General features: G+C 64.2%; 16 protein-coding genes and 10 pseudogenes. 10 read left to right on the forward strand and 16 right to left on the reverse strand.

Translation table 11 applies throughout. From position 1 onward, the window contains the following. Nucleotides 1-49: 49 nt before the first annotated feature. Nucleotides 50-829, reverse strand: a complete 780-nt coding sequence (locus W7S_RS27685; protein ID WP_036455212.1) for an IS256 family transposase — start codon at nucleotides 827-829, stop codon at nucleotides 50-52. After that, nucleotides 781-1,389: a transposase gene (locus tag W7S_RS27690; protein WP_020822357.1), complete on the reverse strand. Its 609-nt coding sequence runs from the start codon at nucleotides 1,387-1,389 to the stop codon at nucleotides 781-783. The genes W7S_RS27685 and W7S_RS27690 overlap by 49 nt, the downstream gene beginning before the upstream one ends. An 87-nt stretch (nucleotides 1,390-1,476) precedes the next feature. Between W7S_RS27690 and W7S_RS25705 the strand changes: the two are divergent. The 3 genes and pseudogenes from W7S_RS25705 to W7S_RS11010 all read left to right on the forward strand — a co-directional run. Further along, a pseudogene (locus W7S_RS25705) lies at nucleotides 1,477-2,792 on the forward strand (ISNCY family transposase); the annotation flags it as partial. Between the two features lie 276 nt (nucleotides 2,793-3,068). After that, nucleotides 3,069-3,803, forward strand: coding sequence for a hypothetical protein (locus W7S_RS11005; protein ID WP_050989379.1), 735 nt, complete (start codon nucleotides 3,069-3,071; stop codon nucleotides 3,801-3,803). Between the two features lie 77 nt (nucleotides 3,804-3,880). Beyond that, nucleotides 3,881-5,113 carry an IS256-like element ISMysp7 family transposase gene (locus W7S_RS11010; RefSeq protein ID WP_008258297.1) on the forward strand — a complete coding sequence of 411 codons (1,233 nt, stop codon included), beginning with the start codon at nucleotides 3,881-3,883 and terminating at the stop codon, nucleotides 5,111-5,113. 91 nt (nucleotides 5,114-5,204) lie between these two features. On the opposite strand, the gene W7S_RS27695 is transcribed toward W7S_RS11010, so the two are convergent. From W7S_RS27695 to W7S_RS11035, 7 genes and pseudogenes are all read right to left on the reverse strand, one after another. Next, nucleotides 5,205-5,336 carry a hypothetical protein gene (locus tag W7S_RS27695; protein ID WP_255348945.1) on the reverse strand — a complete coding sequence of 44 codons (132 nt, stop codon included), beginning with the start codon at nucleotides 5,334-5,336 and terminating at the stop codon, nucleotides 5,205-5,207. A gap of 400 nt (nucleotides 5,337-5,736) precedes the next feature. Beyond that, complete coding sequence (locus W7S_RS27295) at nucleotides 5,737-5,955, reverse strand: hypothetical protein (protein WP_157744825.1); 219 nt, start codon at nucleotides 5,953-5,955, stop codon at nucleotides 5,737-5,739. A gap of 177 nt (nucleotides 5,956-6,132) precedes the next feature. Next, nucleotides 6,133-7,218, reverse strand: coding sequence for an IS630 family transposase (locus W7S_RS11020; protein ID WP_036429555.1), 1,086 nt, complete (start codon nucleotides 7,216-7,218; stop codon nucleotides 6,133-6,135). A 27-nt stretch (nucleotides 7,219-7,245) separates the two neighbouring features. Beyond that, the gene (locus W7S_RS11025) at nucleotides 7,246-8,121 is read right to left on the reverse strand and encodes an SDR family oxidoreductase (protein ID WP_014711472.1); all 876 of its coding nucleotides are present in this window, start codon (nucleotides 8,119-8,121) and stop codon (nucleotides 7,246-7,248) included. A 375-nt stretch (nucleotides 8,122-8,496) separates the two neighbouring features. Then, nucleotides 8,497-8,960: pseudogene (locus W7S_RS11030) on the reverse strand (transposase); the annotation flags it as partial. 61 nt (nucleotides 8,961-9,021) lie between these two features. Then, a pseudogene (locus W7S_RS26130) lies at nucleotides 9,022-9,381 on the reverse strand (transposase); the annotation flags it as partial. A gap of 49 nt (nucleotides 9,382-9,430) precedes the next feature. Beyond that, nucleotides 9,431-9,961, reverse strand: a pseudogene (locus tag W7S_RS11035) (transposase); the annotation flags it as partial. Between the two features lie 96 nt (nucleotides 9,962-10,057). Here W7S_RS11035 and W7S_RS11040 point away from each other — a divergent pair. The 3 genes and pseudogenes from W7S_RS11040 to W7S_RS26135 all read left to right on the forward strand — a co-directional run. Continuing rightward, nucleotides 10,058-11,141: pseudogene (locus W7S_RS11040) on the forward strand (IS256 family transposase); the annotation flags it as partial. Nucleotides 11,142-11,336: 195 nt separating this feature from the next. After that, nucleotides 11,337-12,227, forward strand: coding sequence for a metal-dependent hydrolase (locus tag W7S_RS11045; RefSeq protein WP_014711476.1), 891 nt, complete (start codon nucleotides 11,337-11,339; stop codon nucleotides 12,225-12,227). Nucleotides 12,228-12,260: 33 nt separating this feature from the next. Continuing rightward, on the forward strand, nucleotides 12,261-13,166 hold the full coding sequence (locus W7S_RS26135; protein WP_074325745.1) for a metal-dependent hydrolase: 906 nt from the start codon (nucleotides 12,261-12,263) through the stop codon (nucleotides 13,164-13,166). Between the two features lie 181 nt (nucleotides 13,167-13,347). On the opposite strand, the gene W7S_RS27815 is transcribed toward W7S_RS26135, so the two are convergent. The 4 genes and pseudogenes from W7S_RS27815 to W7S_RS27825 form a co-directional block, all read right to left on the reverse strand. Further along, nucleotides 13,348-13,647, reverse strand: a complete 300-nt coding sequence (locus W7S_RS27815) for a transposase (protein ID WP_074363640.1) — start codon at nucleotides 13,645-13,647, stop codon at nucleotides 13,348-13,350. A 52-nt stretch (nucleotides 13,648-13,699) separates the two neighbouring features. Beyond that, nucleotides 13,700-14,128: pseudogene (locus W7S_RS27820) on the reverse strand (transposase); the annotation flags it as partial. A gap of 18 nt (nucleotides 14,129-14,146) precedes the next feature. Further along, the gene (locus W7S_RS11060; RefSeq protein ID WP_168160320.1) at nucleotides 14,147-14,410 is read right to left on the reverse strand and encodes a transposase family protein; all 264 of its coding nucleotides are present in this window, start codon (nucleotides 14,408-14,410) and stop codon (nucleotides 14,147-14,149) included. A 17-nt stretch (nucleotides 14,411-14,427) separates the two neighbouring features. Next, nucleotides 14,428-14,610 (reverse strand): annotated as a pseudogene (locus tag W7S_RS27825) (transposase family protein); the annotation flags it as partial. Nucleotides 14,611-14,759: 149 nt separating this feature from the next. On the opposite strand from W7S_RS27825, the pseudogene W7S_RS27830 reads away from it, so the two are divergent. Further along, a pseudogene (locus W7S_RS27830) lies at nucleotides 14,760-15,035 on the forward strand (transposase); the annotation flags it as partial. Between the two features lie 163 nt (nucleotides 15,036-15,198). After that, the gene (locus W7S_RS11070; RefSeq protein ID WP_020822364.1) at nucleotides 15,199-15,498 is read left to right on the forward strand and encodes a transposase; all 300 of its coding nucleotides are present in this window, start codon (nucleotides 15,199-15,201) and stop codon (nucleotides 15,496-15,498) included. Nucleotides 15,499-15,640: 142 nt separating this feature from the next. On the opposite strand, the pseudogene W7S_RS11075 reads toward W7S_RS11070, so the two are convergent. Beyond that, a pseudogene (locus W7S_RS11075) lies at nucleotides 15,641-16,499 on the reverse strand (hypothetical protein). A gap of 230 nt (nucleotides 16,500-16,729) precedes the next feature. On the opposite strand from W7S_RS11075, the gene W7S_RS11080 reads away from it, so the two are divergent. After that, nucleotides 16,730-17,437, forward strand: coding sequence for a TetR/AcrR family transcriptional regulator (locus W7S_RS11080; protein ID WP_014711480.1), 708 nt, complete (start codon nucleotides 16,730-16,732; stop codon nucleotides 17,435-17,437). A gap of 592 nt (nucleotides 17,438-18,029) precedes the next feature. Here the strand turns inward: W7S_RS11080 and W7S_RS27500 are convergent. Further along, nucleotides 18,030-18,707, reverse strand: coding sequence for a transposase (locus W7S_RS27500; RefSeq protein ID WP_145958867.1), 678 nt, complete (start codon nucleotides 18,705-18,707; stop codon nucleotides 18,030-18,032). Here W7S_RS27500 and W7S_RS27505 point away from each other — a divergent pair. Then, nucleotides 18,675-18,854, forward strand: coding sequence for a hypothetical protein (locus W7S_RS27505; protein ID WP_036455211.1), 180 nt, complete (start codon nucleotides 18,675-18,677; stop codon nucleotides 18,852-18,854). The two genes, W7S_RS27500 and W7S_RS27505, sit on opposite strands and share 33 nt — an antisense overlap. Nucleotides 18,855-18,916: 62 nt before the next feature. On the opposite strand, the pseudogene W7S_RS27835 reads toward W7S_RS27505, so the two are convergent. Beyond that, nucleotides 18,917-19,021 (reverse strand): annotated as a pseudogene (locus W7S_RS27835) (hypothetical protein); the annotation flags it as partial. Nucleotides 19,022-19,058: the final 37 nt, after the last annotated feature.

Here is a 19,058-nt window from a genome sequence, read left to right on the forward strand (position 1 = left end):
AAATCTGGTGTAAATCGGAGGGTGAAGGTTCTGGCTTCGGTGGGTGATGTTACGCGGTGGCGCTAGCGGTTTCGGTGATGCTGCTGGCGGAGTCGGGGGTGTGCTGAGGCCGCAGTTGCTGGGGTGGTTGTAGCAGGTTGCGGCGCAGGTCTTGGAGCTGGCGCATTCCGGCGGGTGTCATGGTCAGTCCGCGCCAGCCGCGGGATGCGCGGTCGAGCACGGCCCAGGCGATGCTGATGCAGCTGGTCTCGCCCGGGAAGCGGCCGATAACCTTTGCGCGGCGGCGGGTTTCGCCGAAGGTGCGTTCGATGAAGTTCGAGTGCCGGATGCGGTGATGATGTTCGGGTGGGAACCGCAGATAGGCGGTCAGGCCCTGGCGATCGGTCAGCAGGATCTTCATCGCTGCCGGGTAGGCGGCGCCGTAGCGGGCAGCGAACGCGCTCAGCCGGGCATCGATTTGTTCGACCAGCCGCGGGCCGGGCTCGGTAGTGAGATCTTCGGTGTCGAACACGGCCCAGTAGCCGTCGCGGATCTCGGCCTGCATCCCGGCGGGGATCTTGGCCAGCACGTTGCGTAACCGGTGGATCAGGCAGCGTTGGCGCAGCGCGGTCGGGAAGATCTGCTCGATCGCGGCGATCAGGCCGCGGGCACCGTCGGAGACGACCAGCAGCGGGCATGCTAATCGCCGGTCGGTGAGATCGGTCAAGAAATCAGCCCAGGCGTCGGTGGACTCCACTACGCCGGGGGCCAGGCCAACGAAGACGGGCTTGCCGGCGGTGGTCACACCCCAGGCGGCCAGGATCGGCTCGGCCGGCGAGCCGGGATGCATCCGAAAGAACGAGGCTCCAGGAACAGGTAATCGAGCACGACATCGCCCAGGGGACGCCGCGCCCAAGTGTCGTACTCGGTCTTGATCGCTTGGCATACCTGCGCCACAGTCGATTTCGAGATCGCGGCCCGATCACCCAGCGCGTCGGCCAGGGTGGCCTCGACATCACGCACCGACAGCCCCCGCGCAAACGACGCGATCACCAGCGATTCCAGCGCGTTGGTCTTGGTGACGTGCTTACCGAACAGCCGTGAAGCGAATGCCACGGTCGTGCCGCGCAGCTTGGGCTGCTCCAAGCTGACCGGGCCGGCGGTGGTCTTGACCGACACCGGCCGATAGCCATTACGCGCCCCGGGCTGCGCATCCGGCACGATGGCGGTCCGTTGATAGCGGTCGCGGCCGAGAAATTCGGTCACCTCGGCCTTCAACGCGGCCTGCATCAGTAACTGCGCACCAAGCCGGGCCACCTCCTCGAGGATCTCGGGTAGCTCACGATCCGAGGCGAACAGCTCGTCGATCTTGGCGCGAACACGATCGGTCGGCGATACTCGTGCAGGCACGGGCGAAGGTCCTTTCTTCGATGACTTGGCAGTTCTCGAAGCAGAACCTACGCCCGGCCCCATTTACACCGGCTTCAGGACGCGACCCCTGCGATTGGCCGGCCCTCGACGCCGATGGAGATCTATCTGCGGTTGATGTTTTTGAAGTTTCGCTATCGGCTGGGTTATGAGAGCTTGTTTCGGGAGGTCTCGGACTCGATCACCTGGCGGATGTTCTGCCGGATCCCGCTGGATATGTCGGTGCCGCATGCGACCACGTTGATGAAGCTGACCAGGCGCTGCGGAGCGAGGGCGGTGGGCGGGCTCAACGAGACGCTGTTGGCCAAGGCGGCCGAGGCGAAGCTGTTGCGCACCAACCGGGTGCGGGCCGACACGACGGTGGTGCCGGCCAACGTGGCCTATCCGACCGACTCGGGTCTGCTGGCCAAGGCGGTGCGGCGGATCGCCGCGACCGGTCAGCGGATCCAGGCGGCCGGCGGGGCGGTGCGCACCCGGGGTGCGGGATCGGTCCTGGGCGGCGGGCAAGCGCGCGGATGCGATCGCATCGAAACTGCGCTCTCGTGCCGCATTGGGCCGCGACCAGGCCACGGCCGCGGTGCTCAAGAGCACCGGTGAGCTGGTCGGATTGGCCGAAACCGCGGCACGCGATGCCCAGCGGCTGCTGGTTAACGCCAAGCGGGCGGTGCGCGTGGCCGCGGCGAAGGCTGCCGCGCTGCGCGCCCGCGGCGAACATGACGCGGCGGCGGGGCGGCGGCGTGGTCGGCTGGTGCGCGCGGTCAACGACCTTTCCAAGTTGGTGGCCGCGACCCGCCAGATCGCCGCGCAGACCCGCCAACGGGTGTCCGGACAGATCCCCGACGGCGCCACTCGGCGGGTCAGCCTGCATGATGGCGATGCCCGCCCGATCGCCAAGGGCCGCTTGGGCAAGCCGGTCGAGTTCGGCCACAAAGCTCAGGTCACCGACAACGAGGACGGCGTCATCGTCGATCACACCGTCGAGATGGGCAACCCGCCCGACGCGCCGCAACTGGCGCCGGCGGTCGGGCGGGTCACCAAGCGAGCCGGGCGCGCGCCAGGCACCGTCACCGCCGACCGCGGCTACGGCGAGAAACGCGTCGAGGACGCCCTGCATGACCTTGGCGCGCGCACGGTCGTGATACCCCGTAAAGGCAAACCCTCCCAGGCCCGGAAGCTGAGGAACACCGGCCAGCCTTCCGACGAACCATCAAGTGGCGCACCGGAAGTGAAGGCCGCATCAGCACCCTCAAGCGTGGCTACGGCTGGGATCGCTGCTGCATCGACGGCACCGCTGCTGCATCGACGGCACCGAAGGAACCCGAATCTGGACCGGGCACGGCGTCCTCGCCCACAACCTGGTCAAGATCAGCGCCCTCGCCCCATGACCGGGCGCGCCAAAGCCACATTCACGCGCCAAACTGGGTACGACCCCACACAGCCGCTCAGTACAGGCGCGGGTTTTTCAGGTCGAAGTAGCTATTTACGAGACACACCACCAGTGAGGCCAGCCTCGGACCGCCGAGGTGGGTGGCCGGGTTGGGTGGGATGGTTGCGGTTGGCTGCTGGTTGGGAAGCGGTCCGAGCCTGCCCTCCGGCGATTCGCGGCGCCGCCGCGAGCTGGGCGCTGGTCAGGACTGGCTTGGCCGACCAGGCTGGCTGTCATGGCTGCGGTGGTGACGGTGAACGATGTGCTCGACGGGCATGTGGGCCTGGATGTGGAGTGTCTGGATCGGATCTATCTCAACGGCTATGTTCCGAATCTGCAGGTCGGTGCGCAGGTGGCGTCGTTCATGACAGCGCATCTGGGCTACCCGATCCCGTCGCCGGCGATCATGGAGAAGAACGGCACCGCGTTTCGCAAGGCGGTGGACCGATTCGCCGCGGCCAACGAGATCCCGGTGGTGCGCTTCGGCAAGGACGACCGCAAGATCGAAGTGATGCGTCGGTATCTGGCCAAGCAGGCTAGCACCGGACGGGCGGGAGTAGCCGCGATCGGGGTGGGGCAGGAGTTCGCGCCGGTGTTCACTGCGACGAAGAAGACCGGGCCCGGTGGTGCGGTGTGGTTCGCTTTCACCAAGGCCGACCGGCGGGTTACCTGCTACTACTTTTACGTCTGGGACGACGATTTCGGTCCGGGGTTCGTCAAGGTGTGCGCCTATTTCCCGTACCCGATGAAGATCTGGCTGAACGGTCACGAGTGGGCCAAGCGGCAGGCGACCAAGGACGGGATCGAGTTCGCCGAGTTGTCCAACGGGTTCGCCTCGGCCACTGATCCCGCAGGGCTGCAGGCGATCTGCGACCGGCTCCTCGGCCCGGGAGCGATCCGGGTGTTCGCCGAACGCTGGTGGTCGATCCTTCGGGCGTGTCTTATTGACTGTGTAAGGGGTTCGGCCTGAATGGTGGTGGCTGACCACCGGACAGGAGAGTTCCATTGCCGCAATCTGATTCGTCAAGAGATGATGCTGCCGCCCAGTTGGCCGAGTTGTTGCCGCCGGCGGCAGTCGATGCCTTGTTGGCCGACGCTGAAGCGTCTGGCACCCCGATTGATGGCCCCGAGGGGTTGCTCGCGCAGATGACCAAGGCGGTGCTCGAACGCGCTTTGGACGTCGAAATCGCCGATCACCTGGGCTATGAGCACGGCGATCCGGCAGGGCATGGCTCGGGCAATTCCCGTAACGGCCATGGCCGCAAAACCGTGTTGACCACGGCCGGGCCGGTCGAGCTGGAAGTGCCCCGTGACCGCAACGCCACGTTTAGCCCGGCGATCGTGCCCAAGCGCAAACGCCGCCTGGGCCAGGTTGAGGACATGATCTTGTCGCTGTATGCCCGGGGCATGTCGACGCGCGATATCACCGAGCACCTCGGCGAGGTCTATGGCGCCCGCGTGTCGGCGGCCACGATTTCGCGGGTCACCGACGTGGTCACCGAGGAGATCGCCGCCTGGCAATCCCGGCCGGTCGATCCGGTGTATCCGATCTTGTATATCGACGCGATCCGCATCAAGATCCGCGACGGCGGCGTGGTGGCCAACAAGGCCGCCCACGTGGTCATCGGCGTCGATGTCGAGGGAATCAAGCAGGTCCTGGGCATCTGGATCCAGCAGAGCGAGGGCGCCAAATTCTGGCACGGGGTGCTCACCGAACTGCGCAATCGCGGGTGCCGCGATGCGCTGTTCGTGTGTTGCGACGGGTTGGCCGGCCTGCCCGAATCGATCGCAGCGGTCTGGCCGGCCGCGGTGATCCAGACCTGCGTGGTGCATCTGCTGCGCTCCTCGATGCGTTATGCCTCCTACGCCGACCGCCGCAAGATGGCCACCGCGCTGCGTCCGATCTACACCGCACCCACCGAAGAGGCCGCCAAACTGGCCCTCGAGGAGTTCCGCGCCCAGTGGCGCACCAAATCCCCCGGAGCCATCGCTGTCTGGGATCGGGCCTGGGCTGAGTTCGTGCCTTTCCTGGCATTCCCGGTCGAGATCCGCAAGATCATCTACACCACCAACGCCATCGAATCGCTGAACTACCAGCTGCGCAAAGTCACCAAGGCCCGCGGCTCGTTCCCCTCAGACGCCGCAGCAATGAAGCTGCTGTATTTGGCCATCCGCAACATCAACCAGAAACGAGGATCAACACACGGACCAGGCACCTACCGCTGGACCGAAGCACTGAACACCTTCGCCATCCAATTCCCCGACCGACTCCCACTATGACCCAAAGATAAACGGCTGCAACACCTTACACAGTTATCTTGACAAGCCCGATCCTTCCGCTACCACTGACCGAACACGACCGCGCCGCGGGCTATTGGTGGGAGCTGTCGATGCGCCAGGTCGAGACCTCCCGCACCCTGGTGTTCGACGCGCCCAGGCACGCCCGCGGGTTCTTCGAGGCGCTGGTGGCCGACAACCTCGACATCGGCCGCCCGGAGCTCATCGAGCTCATCTTCAAACGCCGCCAGCGCCGGGGACGCCCGGCTCGTGGCGAGTTCAAGACCAAGATCGTCACCTACGGCACCGAGGTCAACGTCAACGCCTTCTACCGGCACTCCCGCATCAAACAGTATCTGAAGGACGGGCGCGCGCTACGCATCGAGACCGTCATCAACGACCCGGGCGACCTGGGCTGCCTGCGCCGGTTGCAGCATCTCGACGAACTGCAGGCCCGCGCCCGTGCGGTCAACACCACGCTGCTCGATACTGAACGTGTCGGCCAGGGCTGCGTCCTTGCGAGTCCAGCCTTTGAGCGGATCGCACGGCCCACCCTCACCGAGGATGGCAGGAGGGCCCCGGCCTTACGGTTCGGCGACCCTCGGGTCCAAGCCCTGGCCGGCGCCTTATGCACCACCGCACTCGCTGTCACCGGCATCACCAACAAGAGCCTGCGCGCCTTGATGACCGGACTGCTCGGCGGTGCGAACTACACCATGAACCAGGCCAGCTACGATCTGGCCCGGCTCCGGATCAACGGCCTGATCACCCGCATCCCCGGCAAGAACCGCTACCGGCTCACCGGCGACGGCCTGCGGTTTGCGATCTTCTACACCAAACTGCACGACCGCCTACTGCGGCCCCTACTCGCCGCCGATCAGCCACCCGCACCGCCCCCACTGCGAAAGGCATTGCACACCATAGACATTCACATCACCGAAACCATCGACCAGGCCCGACTCCTACCGACCGCAGCCCTGAAAACTCAAGACAACTCTCAATGTTCTAGCGACCAAGGTTCGCTAGTGTCGCGAGTCGTTAATTCGCTTGCAGTAGTTGGCGACGGATTCGAGGATTTGGTCGGCGGTTTTGGTCCAGACGTAGGGGCGCGGGTTGTCGTTCCAGTTTTGGATCCAGGCGCGGATGTCGGTGTTGAGTTGGCGTACCGAGGTGTGGGTGCCGCGGCGCAGTTTCTTGGTGGTCAGTTCGGCGAACCAGCGCTCGACGAGGTTGAGCCAGGACGAGCTGGTCGGGGTGAAGTGCAGGACGAACCGTGGATGGGCGGTCAGCCAGCGTTTGACCTGGGGCGTCTTGTGCGTGGAGGCGTTGTCCAGCACGACGTGGCAGTCGAGGTCGGCGGGGACTTCGGCGTCGATCTTTTTCAGGAAGGCCAGAAATTCCTGGGCGCGGTGACGCGAGTGCAGCGCGCCGATGACCTGGCCGGTGGCCAGATCCAGGGCGGCATACAGGCTCGATGTGCCGTGGCGCACATAGTCGTGGCTGGCCCGCGCCGGGGTGCCGGGCAGCATCGGGAACACCGGTGCGGTGCGGTTGAGCGCCTGGATCTGAGTCTTCTCGTCCACGCAGAGCACGACCGCACGTTCGGGCGGGTTCAGATACAACCCGACGACGTCACGCACCTTGTCGACAAATAACGGGTCCTTGGAAAGTTTCCACGAATCCTGTTTGTGCGGAGCCAATCCGAACGCCCGCCACACCCGCGACACCATCGACTGGCTCAACCCCAAATGTTGGGCCATCGACCGCGTCGACCAGTGCGTGGCATCGAGCGGCGCGGTCTCCAGCGTCGCGGTGATCAACGCTTCGATCCGCTCATCACCGACCACCCGGGGCCGACCCGGCCGCGGCTCGTCGAGCAACCCGTCGAGGCGATCGGTGGCGAATCGATTGCGCCACTTGGTCACCATTCCCCGCGTGATACCCAGATCGTGTGCTATCGCGGTATTACTCGAATCCCCTTCGCAGGCAAGCACGATCCGTGACCTCAGGGCCAGCGCCTGGGCGCTCTTCGGGCGGCGCGCCCATCCCCGCAACTGATCGCGTTCTTCATCGGACAACACCACAGGCACAGCAATCGGACCCGGCACAGGCCAAGTCTACTATCCGGATGCGGATTAACGACTCACGACACTAGGTAGGCCGAGGCGTTCGGCGACTCGACGCCCGGCACCGTAGCGCCCGGTGCGATAGAACGACGCCATGATGTCCTCGTAGCGAGGGCCGAGGATTCGGGGAATGGCATCGAAAACTCTTGCGTCAGGACCGATCAGCACCCGCGGCTTATTCTTCTTGACCCCGCGTAATATCGCCCTCGACGCTGATTCGGGGCTGGTGAACGCGATCCTATGGAAAATGCGGCTAAGCGTTTCGGGGTCCGAGCCGTCGGGCAGCCCTCGGGCGTGACCGGCGATGTTGGTCTTCACCCCGCCCGGGTGAACGCAGGTAACACCGACCGGATGCCTGGCGGCCCGGAGTTCTTGGCGTAGGGCCTCGGTGAAGCCGCGGACGGCGAATTTGGCGGCATTATAGGCGCTTTGTGACGGAATCCCGACCAACCCGAAAACCGATGACACATTGACGATGTGGCCATCGCCGGACGCGATTAGGTGCGGCAGGAATGCCTTGGTGCCATGGGCGACCCCCCAAAAGTTGATGCCCACCAGCCACTCGAAGTCGTCCCAATCCATGTCGATAACGTCGGCGGAGAGTGCCACACCCGCGTTGTTGAAAACAAGGTTCACTCTGCCGAATTCACTGACGACATTCTTTGCGTGTCCGTAAACTGCCTGCCGTTGGGCTACATCGAGCTCGAACGGCACCGCCTTAGCTCCGACCTTCTCGCATCGACCAGCGGTATCGGCCAGCGCGCTTGTATCGATGTCCGACAGCGCCAGCTGCGCCCCCTGTTCAGCCAAGCTCAACGCCAGGCTGCGGCCGATGCCTGAGCCAGCGCCGGTGATTACTGCCACTTTATTGGTGAAGTCCTTCATAACTTGATCGCCTCCGAATGTATTTGGACTGGCCGACGGCCGGTTCCGCAGATCGTTGACACCGCCCCCTCCTCTTCTGTAACAACGAGAGTCCACTGCACTACACGACATGGCACTGGGTGCAAATCCGCCGTGGATGTTCACCGTCGCCACAGCCGCCCTTAGGGGACTAGAACGGTTAGGTATCCCGGATCATCACACTTGAGCCTCTTTTGTTGCGCGTCGTGCGACGCGGTTGCTTAGCGCCTCGATGTCGGTATCCAGCTTGAGCGCTCCCTGCTTCCGAGTATGCAATTTTTCCGAACAAATAGTATACGTAACAACTAGTACTATGTACTGCGAGTAGGGCCGATTGTCAAAGGGACTGAAGGCAGGGGTGTCCCATAGGGCCCGTTTCGACGGTGCCGACGACCGGTGCGCCCAGTAGGTGCGTGGGGCGATCGCCACGCCCTGGATCCCCAGGGCGCGACAGATCGGTACGACCCCGAACCGGTCCTTGTGTTCGTCGATGAACCCACAGATCAGCGGTGTAGCGGGTCACACTCCCGCGCGAAGAAAGTTGTTGCGGCCTTTAGTATTTCGATCGTTTGCTCAAGTTCCTTGGTTTTGCGGCGCAGCTCCCGCAGCTCGCGTGCGGTCTTAGTCGGCACACCCGCAGCCTCACCGTCGTCCACCTCGGCCTGGCGCACCCACTTGCGCAGCGTCTCCGCGCTCATCCCCAACCGCGCCGAGATCGCGCGCATCGCCGCCCACTCGATCTCGTAGTCATCGCGATGCTCGCGGACCAGCCGCACCGCCTTGGCCTTGGCCTTGGTGTTCTCGTCGTACTTGCTCGGCATCGTGCCATCCTTCCTAGTAAGAAGAAGGTGTGCACGAAACCCGGGATGCTTCTATATCGTGTCAAGGGGTTTCTGGGATGGGGTGTGCTGCGGCCAGGGTGCGGTAGAGCTGTCGGGTGATGTAACGCTTCAGGGAACGCATGATTTCTTTGGTGGTGCGGCCTTCGGCGCGACGTCGTGCAACGTAGGCTCGTGTCGTGGCGTGGGTACGCATCCGAACGATAACCACTGTGGTCAGCGCTCCGTTGAGCTTTCGGTCCCCACCTCGGTTGAGTCTGTGCCGCACTGTGTTTCCCGAGGACGCCGGTATCGGGCAGGTACCTGCCAGCGCGGCGAACGCCGCTTCGGAGCGCACCCGCCCGGGGTGTGACCACGCCGTGAACACGCATGCGGCAACTACCGACCCGACACCGGGCAGCTGAGCATGTCCCGAGTCGCGTGGAATTTTGGTGACGATCCACGGTGAACTTCTATGCGGCGGCACCGACAGTGGCGGTGTCGGGATTGGCGTGTCGGCGCAGGGCGTCGACGAGCTGGGGAATCTGCTTGTAGCCCTTGATGCGGCGGAAGGACCGTTCGGCGTTGAGCATGCCGGCCGCGGTCCAGCGCAGCACCATCTGCCCGTCGCGCCAGCGGGTGATGTTACGGTTGGTCGTTCGTGCTATCGAGATCATCGACTCGACCGGGTTGGAGGTGGTCAGTGTTTTGGCGAGGCGACCGTCGATGCCGAGCCGTGCGACCGTGAACATCTCTTCCAGCCCCTCGCGTAGCGACGAGGCCGCGCTCGGGTAGTTCTTATCCAGTTGCGCGGCAAGGCTTTTAGCGTTCGCCAGCCCGGTGTCGGGGTCAGGGTGCGCGAACGCCTTGATCAGCTTGGCATCCACCCAGGCCTGCTCCTTGTCGGGCAGGTGATCAGCGACATTTCGCCGCTTGTGCAGGGTGCATCTTTGGATGAGGGCCTTGGCGCCTAACACCTCCCGCAGGGCGTGTCTCATTGACTGTGTAAGGAGTTCAGCCTGAATGGTGGTGGCTACCACCAGACAGGAGATTTCAATTGCCTCAATCTGAGTCGCGCGGGTGATGATGCTGCTGGGAAGCTGGCCGAGCTGTTGTCACCGGCAGCCGTGGACGCGCTGTTGGCAGACGCTCAAGCCGCCGGCACCCCGATCGATGGCCCCGGCGGTCTGCTGGCGCTGATGACCAAGGCTGTGCTCGAACGCGCCCTTGATGTCGAGATCGCCGATCATCTGGGCTATGAGCACGGCGATCCCGTTGGTCATGGGTCGGGCAATTCCCGCAATGGGCATGGCCACAAAACGGTGCTGACCACCGCGGGGGCCCTCGAGCTGGAAGTGCCACGCGACCGCAACGGCAGCTTCGAGCCGGTGATCGTGCCCAAACGCAAGCGCCGCCTGGGCCAGGTCGAGGACATGATCCTGTCGCTGTATGCCCGGGGCATGTCCACCCGCGACATCACCGAGCATCTGGGCGAGGTCTACGGCGCCACCGTCTCGGCGACCACGATCTCGCGGGTCACCGACGTGGTGATCGAGGAGATCGCCGCCTGGCAGTCCCGCCCGGTCGATCCGGTCTATCCGATCCTGTATATCGATGCGATCCGCATCAAGATCCGCGATAGCGGCGTGGTGGCCAATAAGGCCGCCCACGTCGTGATGGGCGTCGATGTCGAGGGAAGCAAGCAGGTTCTGGGTATCTGGATCCAGCAGAGCGAAGGCGCGAAGTTCTGGCACGGGGTGCTCACCGAGCTGCGCAACCGCGGCTGCCGCGACGCGCTGTTCGTCTGCTGCGACGGCTTGACCGGCCTGCCTGAATCGATCACCGCGGTGTGGCCGGCCGCGGTCATCCAGACCTGCGTGGTGCATCTGCTGCGCTCCTCGATGCGCTACGCCTCCTACACCGACCGCCGCAAAATGGCCACCGCGCTGCGCCCGATCTACACCGCGGTGACCGAAGAAGCCGCCACACTGGCCCTTGAAGCGTTCCGCGCCCCAGTGGAAAACCAAATCCCCCGGTGCAGTGGCCGTATGGGATCGCGCCTGGGCCGAGTTCGTACCATTCCTGGCATTCCCGGTCGAGATCCGCAAGATCATCTACACCACCAACGCCATCGAGTCCCTGAACTACCAGCTACGCAAAGTCACCAAAGCCCGCGGCTCGTTCGCTGTCGTAGTCGTCGCGGTGTGCGCGGACCAACCGCACAGCCCTGGCCCCTCTGCTGGACGCAACTGGAGCTTCGCGCGCATTTTGGTGAGTCAAAGCGGAGGCTTGCGCGCCCTGTCGATCCGCAGTAGCGTCTCACTAAACACAGTACTGCTGGTACCAGAAACCGTGTGTTCGAGGAAGGGGTATCTTGTTATGACCAGCGACCACATAGTTCAAGAGGCAGTGACCACTGCGAGTGCGGTGAGTGAAGGGTCTCGGTATCCGAGGACGCGGCGGATACGTTTCCCGTTTGGGGAGGGCACCAAGTATTTCGTTAACGACGACATCATCTTCAGCCACTTTCTGGCGAACTTGTCGGGGTCGTTCCCGCCGGGGGAGGAGTTGTTCATTCGGTCGGTGCGCCGGTTTGCCGATGAGATCAGCGATCCTGTGTTGAAGAAGCGGGTGGCCGGGTTTATCGGTCAGGAATCGGTGCATGGCCAGCAGCATCGGGCGCTCAATGACAAGCTCGTTGACATGGGGTATCCGATTGCGTGGTGGGATTCAGAAAAGTTTGTTGATTGGGTGAAACGCATCGAGGAGGTGCTGCCCGCCCGGATACCGCTGGCGGTGACAGCAGCCGCAGAACACTTCACCGCCGTACTTGCTGAGCGCACCCTCGGCGAGGAGGAGATCCAAGCGATCCCCGGGGATGCGGAGGTGTGGAACCTGCTGAACTGGCATGCGTTGGAGGAACTTGAGCACAAGTCGGTTGCCTTTGATGTATTCCGCTCGGTGGGGGGCACCGAGCGGGTGCGTCGACGTGTGATGGCGGTAATGATCCCCCTTCTGCTCCTCCTCATAACTGCCGTACTGGCTTGTTCGGTGGCGCGAGATCCCGAAGCGCGCCGTCAGCCAGTGCGACTGGTGCGTGAGACCTATCGGCTCTACCGCGGTCCCATTCTTCGGGGTGTGATCCCAGATCTCAGGCGATACCTGCGACGGGGATTTCATCCCGACGACATCGACACCAACGCGTTGCTGGAGCAATGGCAAGAGGAACTCTTCGGCACTGAGGGCGCCCTGGTCGGCTACCTGAAGTGACCGACCACCACACTCAAAACAAAAGAGAGTGTCATGGTAGCTAGTCAAGCAGCAGTTGCGAACACCGGAATAGCACCGGAAAGACCAGCAAAAAAGGCGTATCCGAAAACTCGCCGGATTCGGTTCCCATTCGGGGATCCGCAGCCCGTGAAGCATCGCTTTGTTGAGGACGACATCGTGCTTAGCCACCTTGTGGCGTTGCTGTCGGGCATATTTCCGCCAGGCGAGGAATTATTTATCAGGTCGGTCCGGCGCTTTGCCGATCAGGTGACTGATCCGGAGTTAAAGAAGCGGGTGGCCGGATTCATTGGTCAGGAGTCGGTGCACGGGCAGGAACACCGCCGGCTCAACGAGCAATTGGTGGACAAGGGCTATCCGCTGGTCAGTTTTTTCATATTCGATGCCAGCAGTCGGCGGCAGCGGCTGTTGGTGCGGATCGAAAACCTGCTGCCCGCGTGGGTACCCCTCGCGGTCACTGCAGCGGCTGAACACTTCACCGCGACGCTGGCTGAGCGAATGCTAGGCGAGGAGTTACAGAAGATCCCCGGTGATCCCGAGGTGCGAAACCTGCTCAACTGGCACGCGGTGGAAGAGCTGGAGCACAAATCGGTTGCCTTCGACGTTTACCGGTCGGTCCGTGGGCCGGAGTGGCTCCGCATCGGTGTGATGGGGGTTTTATACGTTCTGGCCGTCCCGGTGATCACGATCGGCGTGTTGTTGTCCATCGCGACGGTCCCTAAAGACTGGCATCCGATCAAAGTGGCGCGTCAAGCGCGTGCTGTGTTTCGAGGCCCGCTGCTCAAGGGTTTGATAGCCGATCTGCGTATCTACATGAAACCTGGCTTTCATCCCGACGATGTCGACACCTGTGCGCTGCTGAACAAGTGGCAGCAGGAACTGTTCGGGACCCATGGCGCCCTGGTGGGTTATCAGAAGTAGCAGCAAGTCCGGCGAGCCCGAATTCCATACAAAAGTCGAGATTGACCGGCTACCTGCTGCCGAGCGTGTCTGACCATGACGTCGTCGTTGTGGGCGCTGGGTTGGGCGGTAACGGCGCCGTATCGCCTTGCAACGGAGAGGGATTCACGGCTTTGTCGGCTCTTCGATTTTGACCGGGCAATCAGCATGATGTCTGGGTTGCGGCCCGCTGTTTGCGGGTGCAGTGGAATCGTATCCGGCGAGCCGAGTTCTCTCTGTTGCGGAACCCGCACGCGGCGCGTTTGACCTGTTTGACAAGGCGGTTGTAGCCCTCGGTACGGGCGTTGGTGATGCCGGTGGCGATGAAGGCATTGATTTCGGGCCACCAGGTGTCGATGGTGGTGGCCAGGGTGAGCAGCTCGGGGATCTGTGAGTCGATGCACCACGCCAGGAACCGGTGCAGCCGGTGGCGTGTCAGATGTGGATCGCCGCCGACGCGCACGGTGGGATAGCAGGGCGCGCAGTTCTTCCTTGGCGATCCACGCCGACAGGATCTGGCTGGTGTCGTCTTCGGCCACGATGGCGTTCCACATCTTGGCGAAACTCTTGTCCGACAGGCGTTCTCGTGCTCGCAGCAGTCGGCGCCGGTTGGCCCACTCCGGGTCAAGTTTGCGGCCGCGCCGATCCCGCAGGTCCCAGGTGACCCGGCGGCGCACCTTTGTCAGCGCATCGTTGGCGAGCTTGACCAGATGGAAGTGATCGACCACCAGCGTCGCGTTGGGCAACAACTCGGGGGTGCGGACCGCCGTGGCGTAGACCGCGGCCGGGTCGATCGCGACGTACTCGATGGCCTCGCGGAAGGCCGGGGTTCGCTCGGAAAGCCAGTCGATCACCGCGGCGCCGGTGCGGCCCTCGCGTTGGCCCAGTAGGCCCTGATCGCCGGCCAGGTCGACGAACCCGGTGTCCCACGGGTCAACCCGCACCCACCGCTGCGTGACGGTTCACCGTCGCCAGCGCGGTTTGCCGCGGCGGGTCTCGTCGATGCCGAGCACCCGCACCGGCTCGGGTTCGCTCAGCGCCGCCTCGGCGTGGGCGACAAAGGCGCGGTGCGCGGTCGGCCACGACACCCTGTGGGCGGCGGCGACCTCGGCCACTGCACGGCCGGCATCGCCGATCGCCGCGCCGATCTGGTCGCGCAACCGCGTGGTTGTGCGTGCCCGCGCCCGGACCTGCGCGATGGCCTCGGTGAACGAGACCGCTCGCAATAGTCCTCCTTGCAACGCCAGCAGGTCTTGTGCCACCGCACGATGACGCGGTCGTGTCCGTAGGGGATGTCGCGCGGCGAGGTACTCACCCGGGCCTTCACCGACGTCGACACCACCCCACACTCAGGGCATGCCGCCGGGTCGGGTCCTAAAGCCGGTGTAAAAGGGGCCGGGCGTAGGTTCTGCTTTGAGACCGCCAAGTCATCGAAGTGAAAGGACCTACGCCCGTGCCTGCACGAGTATCGCCGACCGATCGTGTTCGCGCCAAGATCGACGAATTGTTGGGCCTCGGATCGTGAGTTGCCCGAGATCCTTGAGGGAGGTGGCCTGGCTGGGTGCGCAGTTACTGATGCAGGCCGCGCTGGAGGCCGAGGTAACCGAGTTCTTGGGCAGCGATCGCTACCAACGGTGCGCCACCGCGCCGGATGCGCAGCCCGGGGCGCGCAATGGCTATCGGCCAGCGACGGTCAAGACCACCGCCGGCCCAGTCACCCTGGAGCGGCCCAAGCTGCGCGGCACGATGGTCGCATTCGCCTCGCGCTTGTTCGGCAAGCACGTCACCAAGACCAATACGCTGGAATCGTTGGTGATCGCCTCGTTCGTACGCGGGCTGTCGGTGCGTGATGTGGAGGCTACCTGGCCGATGTGCTCGGTGATCAGGCCGCGATCTCGAAATCGACTGTGGCGCAGGTATGCCAAGCGATCAAGACCGAGTACGACACTTGGGCGCGGCGCCTCCTGGGCGATGTCGTGCTCGATTACCTGTTCCTGGAGCCTCGTTTTTCCGGATGCATCCCGGCTCGCCGGCCGAGCCGATCCTGGCCGCATGGGGTATTACCACCGCGGGCAAGCCCGTCTTTGTGGGCCTGGCCCCTGGCGTAGTGGAGTCCACCGACGCCTGGGCCGGTTTGCTGACCGATCTCACCGACCGGCGATTAGCATGCCCGCTGCTGGTCGTCTCCGACGGTGCCCGCGGCCTGATCGCCGCGATCGAGCAGATCTTCCCGACCGCGCTGCGTCAATGCTGCCTGATCCACCGGCTGCGTCACGTGCTCGACGGTGGCATCACCGTTACAACCCGTCAATAAGGAATGGATTTCAGAATTTCCCTCGTGGTGGCTCGGCCGGCCGCTACGATGACCGCGTTCATGATGGTGAAGATGGATCGTCACGCGCGCGAGAGCATGTCCCGAGTCGCGTGGAATTTTGGTGACGATCCACGGTGAACTTCTATGCGGCGGCACCGACAGTGGCGGTGTCGGGATTGGCGTGTCGGCGCAGGGCGTCGACGAGCTGGGGAATCTGCTTGTAGCCCTTGATGCGGCGGAAGGACCGTTCGGCGTTGAGCATGCCGGCCGCGGTCCAGCGCAGCACCATCTGCCCGTCGCGCCAGCGGGTGATGTTACGGTTGGTCGTTCGTGCTATCGAGATCATCGACTCGACCGGGTTGGAGGTGGTCAGTGTTTTGGCGAGGCGACCGTCGATGCCGAGCCGTGCGACCGTGAACATCTCTTCCAGCCCCTCGCGTAGCGACGAGGCCGCGCTCAGGTCGCGGGCCATCAGCTCGGCCAGCGCGGTCTCGGTCTGTTTGACGAACCGGCGCGAAATCGCCGAGCGGCTAGTCGATTTCGCCTCCTTGTCGACCACGGTGCCGACCGGCTCGCCGACCCGCGCATGCCGGCGGGTGGCCACCCCGGCCAGCATCCGCTCCATCACCACCCGCGTCAGCGCGTCCTCGGCAGCGAAGTGGCTGTAGCTGGCCAGCGGCACCTCGTGCCCACCCAGCGTGCGCGCCCCGCCGATCTACCGCCACCCGGCGCCCGCCCAGCGTGACCGAGCCGCGCCCGCTGCCATGGCGCACTGCGGCCCGGTTCGGATCATGCTTGCCTTTCGGTCCGGCCACCTCAGCAATCTCGGCCTCGAACAGTGCCTGCATCACCGCCATCCCGGCGGCCACGCTCATCGCCAGCAGCCCCTCTCGCGCCGCGCCAGCGATATCGGTCATCGCCAGTGCGATCTCCTCCGGCAGATCAGGCAACACCACGGCATCGGCCGTGTCGGCAACGCGAATAGTAGGTACGGTTTTCATGGCGGTCCCTTCCTTCGTGGGTGTTCTTGGTCGTTCACCCGAAGACCTACCATCAGGCAGGCCTCAGGTGAGGGACCGCCACCTCAAATTCCACGAAGACCGGGACAACCTCCGCGCGCGACGTTCAGGCGCTTCCAAGCGGATAGCACGGAGAGGCTCTACGCGTTCGGAGTTGCCTGACGCACTGTTACCTTGCGCAGTGGCTTTATGTTTTGGGTTAGAATTTCGGGGTGTCGATACGCTTGGGTGCCGTGGGGCGGCTACTACCGGAGTTGACGGGAGATGCCCGAGCTGACCGCTGGCGCGAGCATCGAGCTGCTGTACGGGCGGAGCTGATAGAAGCGACGCTTCGCGCGGTCGACGAGTACGGGCCTGACCTGTCCATCGACGATGTCGTAAAGACTGCGGGGATCCCCAGGCCCAAGCTGTATCGATTCTTCGCGGATAAGGACGCCTTATTCGTCGCGGTCGGCCAGCGAGTGCAGGAGATGATCATCGAGCAAGTCGTGCCGCAGTTTGATGCTGCCACCACGGCGCTGGAGCTGGTCAGCTCAGCGGTGGCCGCGTACGTCGAGCTCGTGGATAAGCGGCCTAATCTTTTTCGTTTCCTGGTGAATTCCCACTTCAGGGACGGGCGTTCGCCCGCCGATTTGATCGAGGGCGGCAGGCCGCTCTCGGACGCTACGGTGGATGTTTGGTCAGCCGCTATCGAGGCGCGTGGTGGCGAGGGCGCCAACTTTGAATATGTTGTGGATGCTGCCCTAGGAGCGGCGGGACTTGGTGTGCTGCGCTGGCTGAATTCCCCGACCGTCAGCAAGGATGCGCTTGTCGAAGAGTTGACCGCTTTTTTGTGGGGCGCCTTTTCGGCAATTGCGGAAGTGCGCGGGGTGCACCTCACTCCTGACACGAAGCTAGAGTCAGCGGCTAAGGCAAATTGAGCGATCGCTTTCCCAGTTCAGGCGGCGGGCGGCGCCGATATGCTGAACCTGAAATGTGGAGGCACGCACTGTGAAGAGTGGATATGCCAGAGACACGGAGATGTTCGATCGGGAGTATCGCGAGGGGATCGTCCGGCATTCGGCGAGCCGGTCGCCAAGCCCCAGCTAACCCGAGATCTCGGGATCATACTGGCACCTGGGCGAGTGGGTTGCCAAGGACCGCCCTGAACACGAAGGTACACAAGGCCTGTCCACAAGCGATATCTCGGTGCATATCGTCATAGGGGCTATTGAATTTTAACGGGCAGTTGTGATTTCGGTCTCATAGCGGCTCTTCGATTTTGACCGGGCAATCAGCATGGAGTCTGGGTTGCGGCCCGCTGTTTGCGGGTGCAGTGGAATCGTATCCGGCGGGCCGAGTGCTCTCGATTCCGGAATCCGCAGCTGACACGCTTGACCTGTTTGGCCAGCGGTTGTAGCCCTCGGTGCGGGCGTTGGTGATGCCGGTCTGCACGAACGCGTTAATCTCGGGCCACCAGTCGTCGACGGTGACGGCGAGGGTGAGCAGTTCGGGGATCTGGGAGTCGACGCATCAGGTGAGGAATCGGTGCAGTCGGTGCCGGGTCAGGTGGGGGTCGCCGCCGAGACGAACGGTTGCCAGCAGGGTCCGCAATTCTTCCTTGGCGATCCAGGCGGTCAGGATCTGCGCGCTCGTGTCCTCGGCCTGGATCTGGTTCCACATCTTCGCAAAGCTCTTCTTCGACAAGCGTTCCCGACCACGTAGCAGGCGGCGCCGGTTCGCCCACTCCGGGTCGATCTTGCGGCCGCGGCGCTCGCGCAGGTCCCAGGTGATGCGGCGGCGGACCTTGGTCAGTGCGTCGTTGGCCAATTTCACCAGGTGGAAGTGGTCGACCACCAGGGTGGCGTTGGGCAACAGCCCCGGCGTGCGGGCCGCGGAGGCGTAGGCGGCGGCTGGGTCGATCGCCACGTACTCGATGCCCTCGCGGAAAGGCACGCTGCGCTCGGACAGCCACGCGATCACCGTGGCACCGGTGCGGCCCTCGCGCTGCCCGAGCAGGCCCTGGGAGCCGGCCAGGTCGACGAAGCCGGTGTCCCAGGGGTCGACCCGCACCCAGCGGCCGGTCTCGGTGCAGTGCTCCCAGCGGGGCTTACCGCGGCGGGTCTCGTCGATGCCCAGCACCCGGGTGGGTTTCGGCTCGCCCAGTAGCTCCTCGGCGTGGGCGAGAAGGCGCGGTGCGCGGTCGGCCACCACACGCCGTGCGCGATCGCGACCTCGGTCACCGACCGGGCGGCCTCCCCGATCGCCGCGCCGATCTGGGTGCGCAACCGCCGGGTGGTCCGCGCCCGCGCCGGGATCTGCGCGATCGCCTCGGTGAACGAGCCGCGCTCGCAGTAGTCCTCCCGGCATCGCCAGCGGGTCTTGTGCCACCGCATCATGATTCGACCCTTGCCGTACGGGATGTCCCGCGGCGACGTCGTCACCCGGCCCTTGAGCGAGGTGGAGAACACCCCACACGACGGACACGCCGCCCCCTCCTCCTCGGCAGTCGCCACATGCACCACACGCAGCGACCGTCACCAGACTGCATGCCGGGATTGG

The organism is Mycobacterium sp. MOTT36Y, from assembly GCF_000262165.1.
GTDB lineage: Bacteria > Actinomycetota > Actinomycetes > Mycobacteriales > Mycobacteriaceae > Mycobacterium > Mycobacterium intracellulare.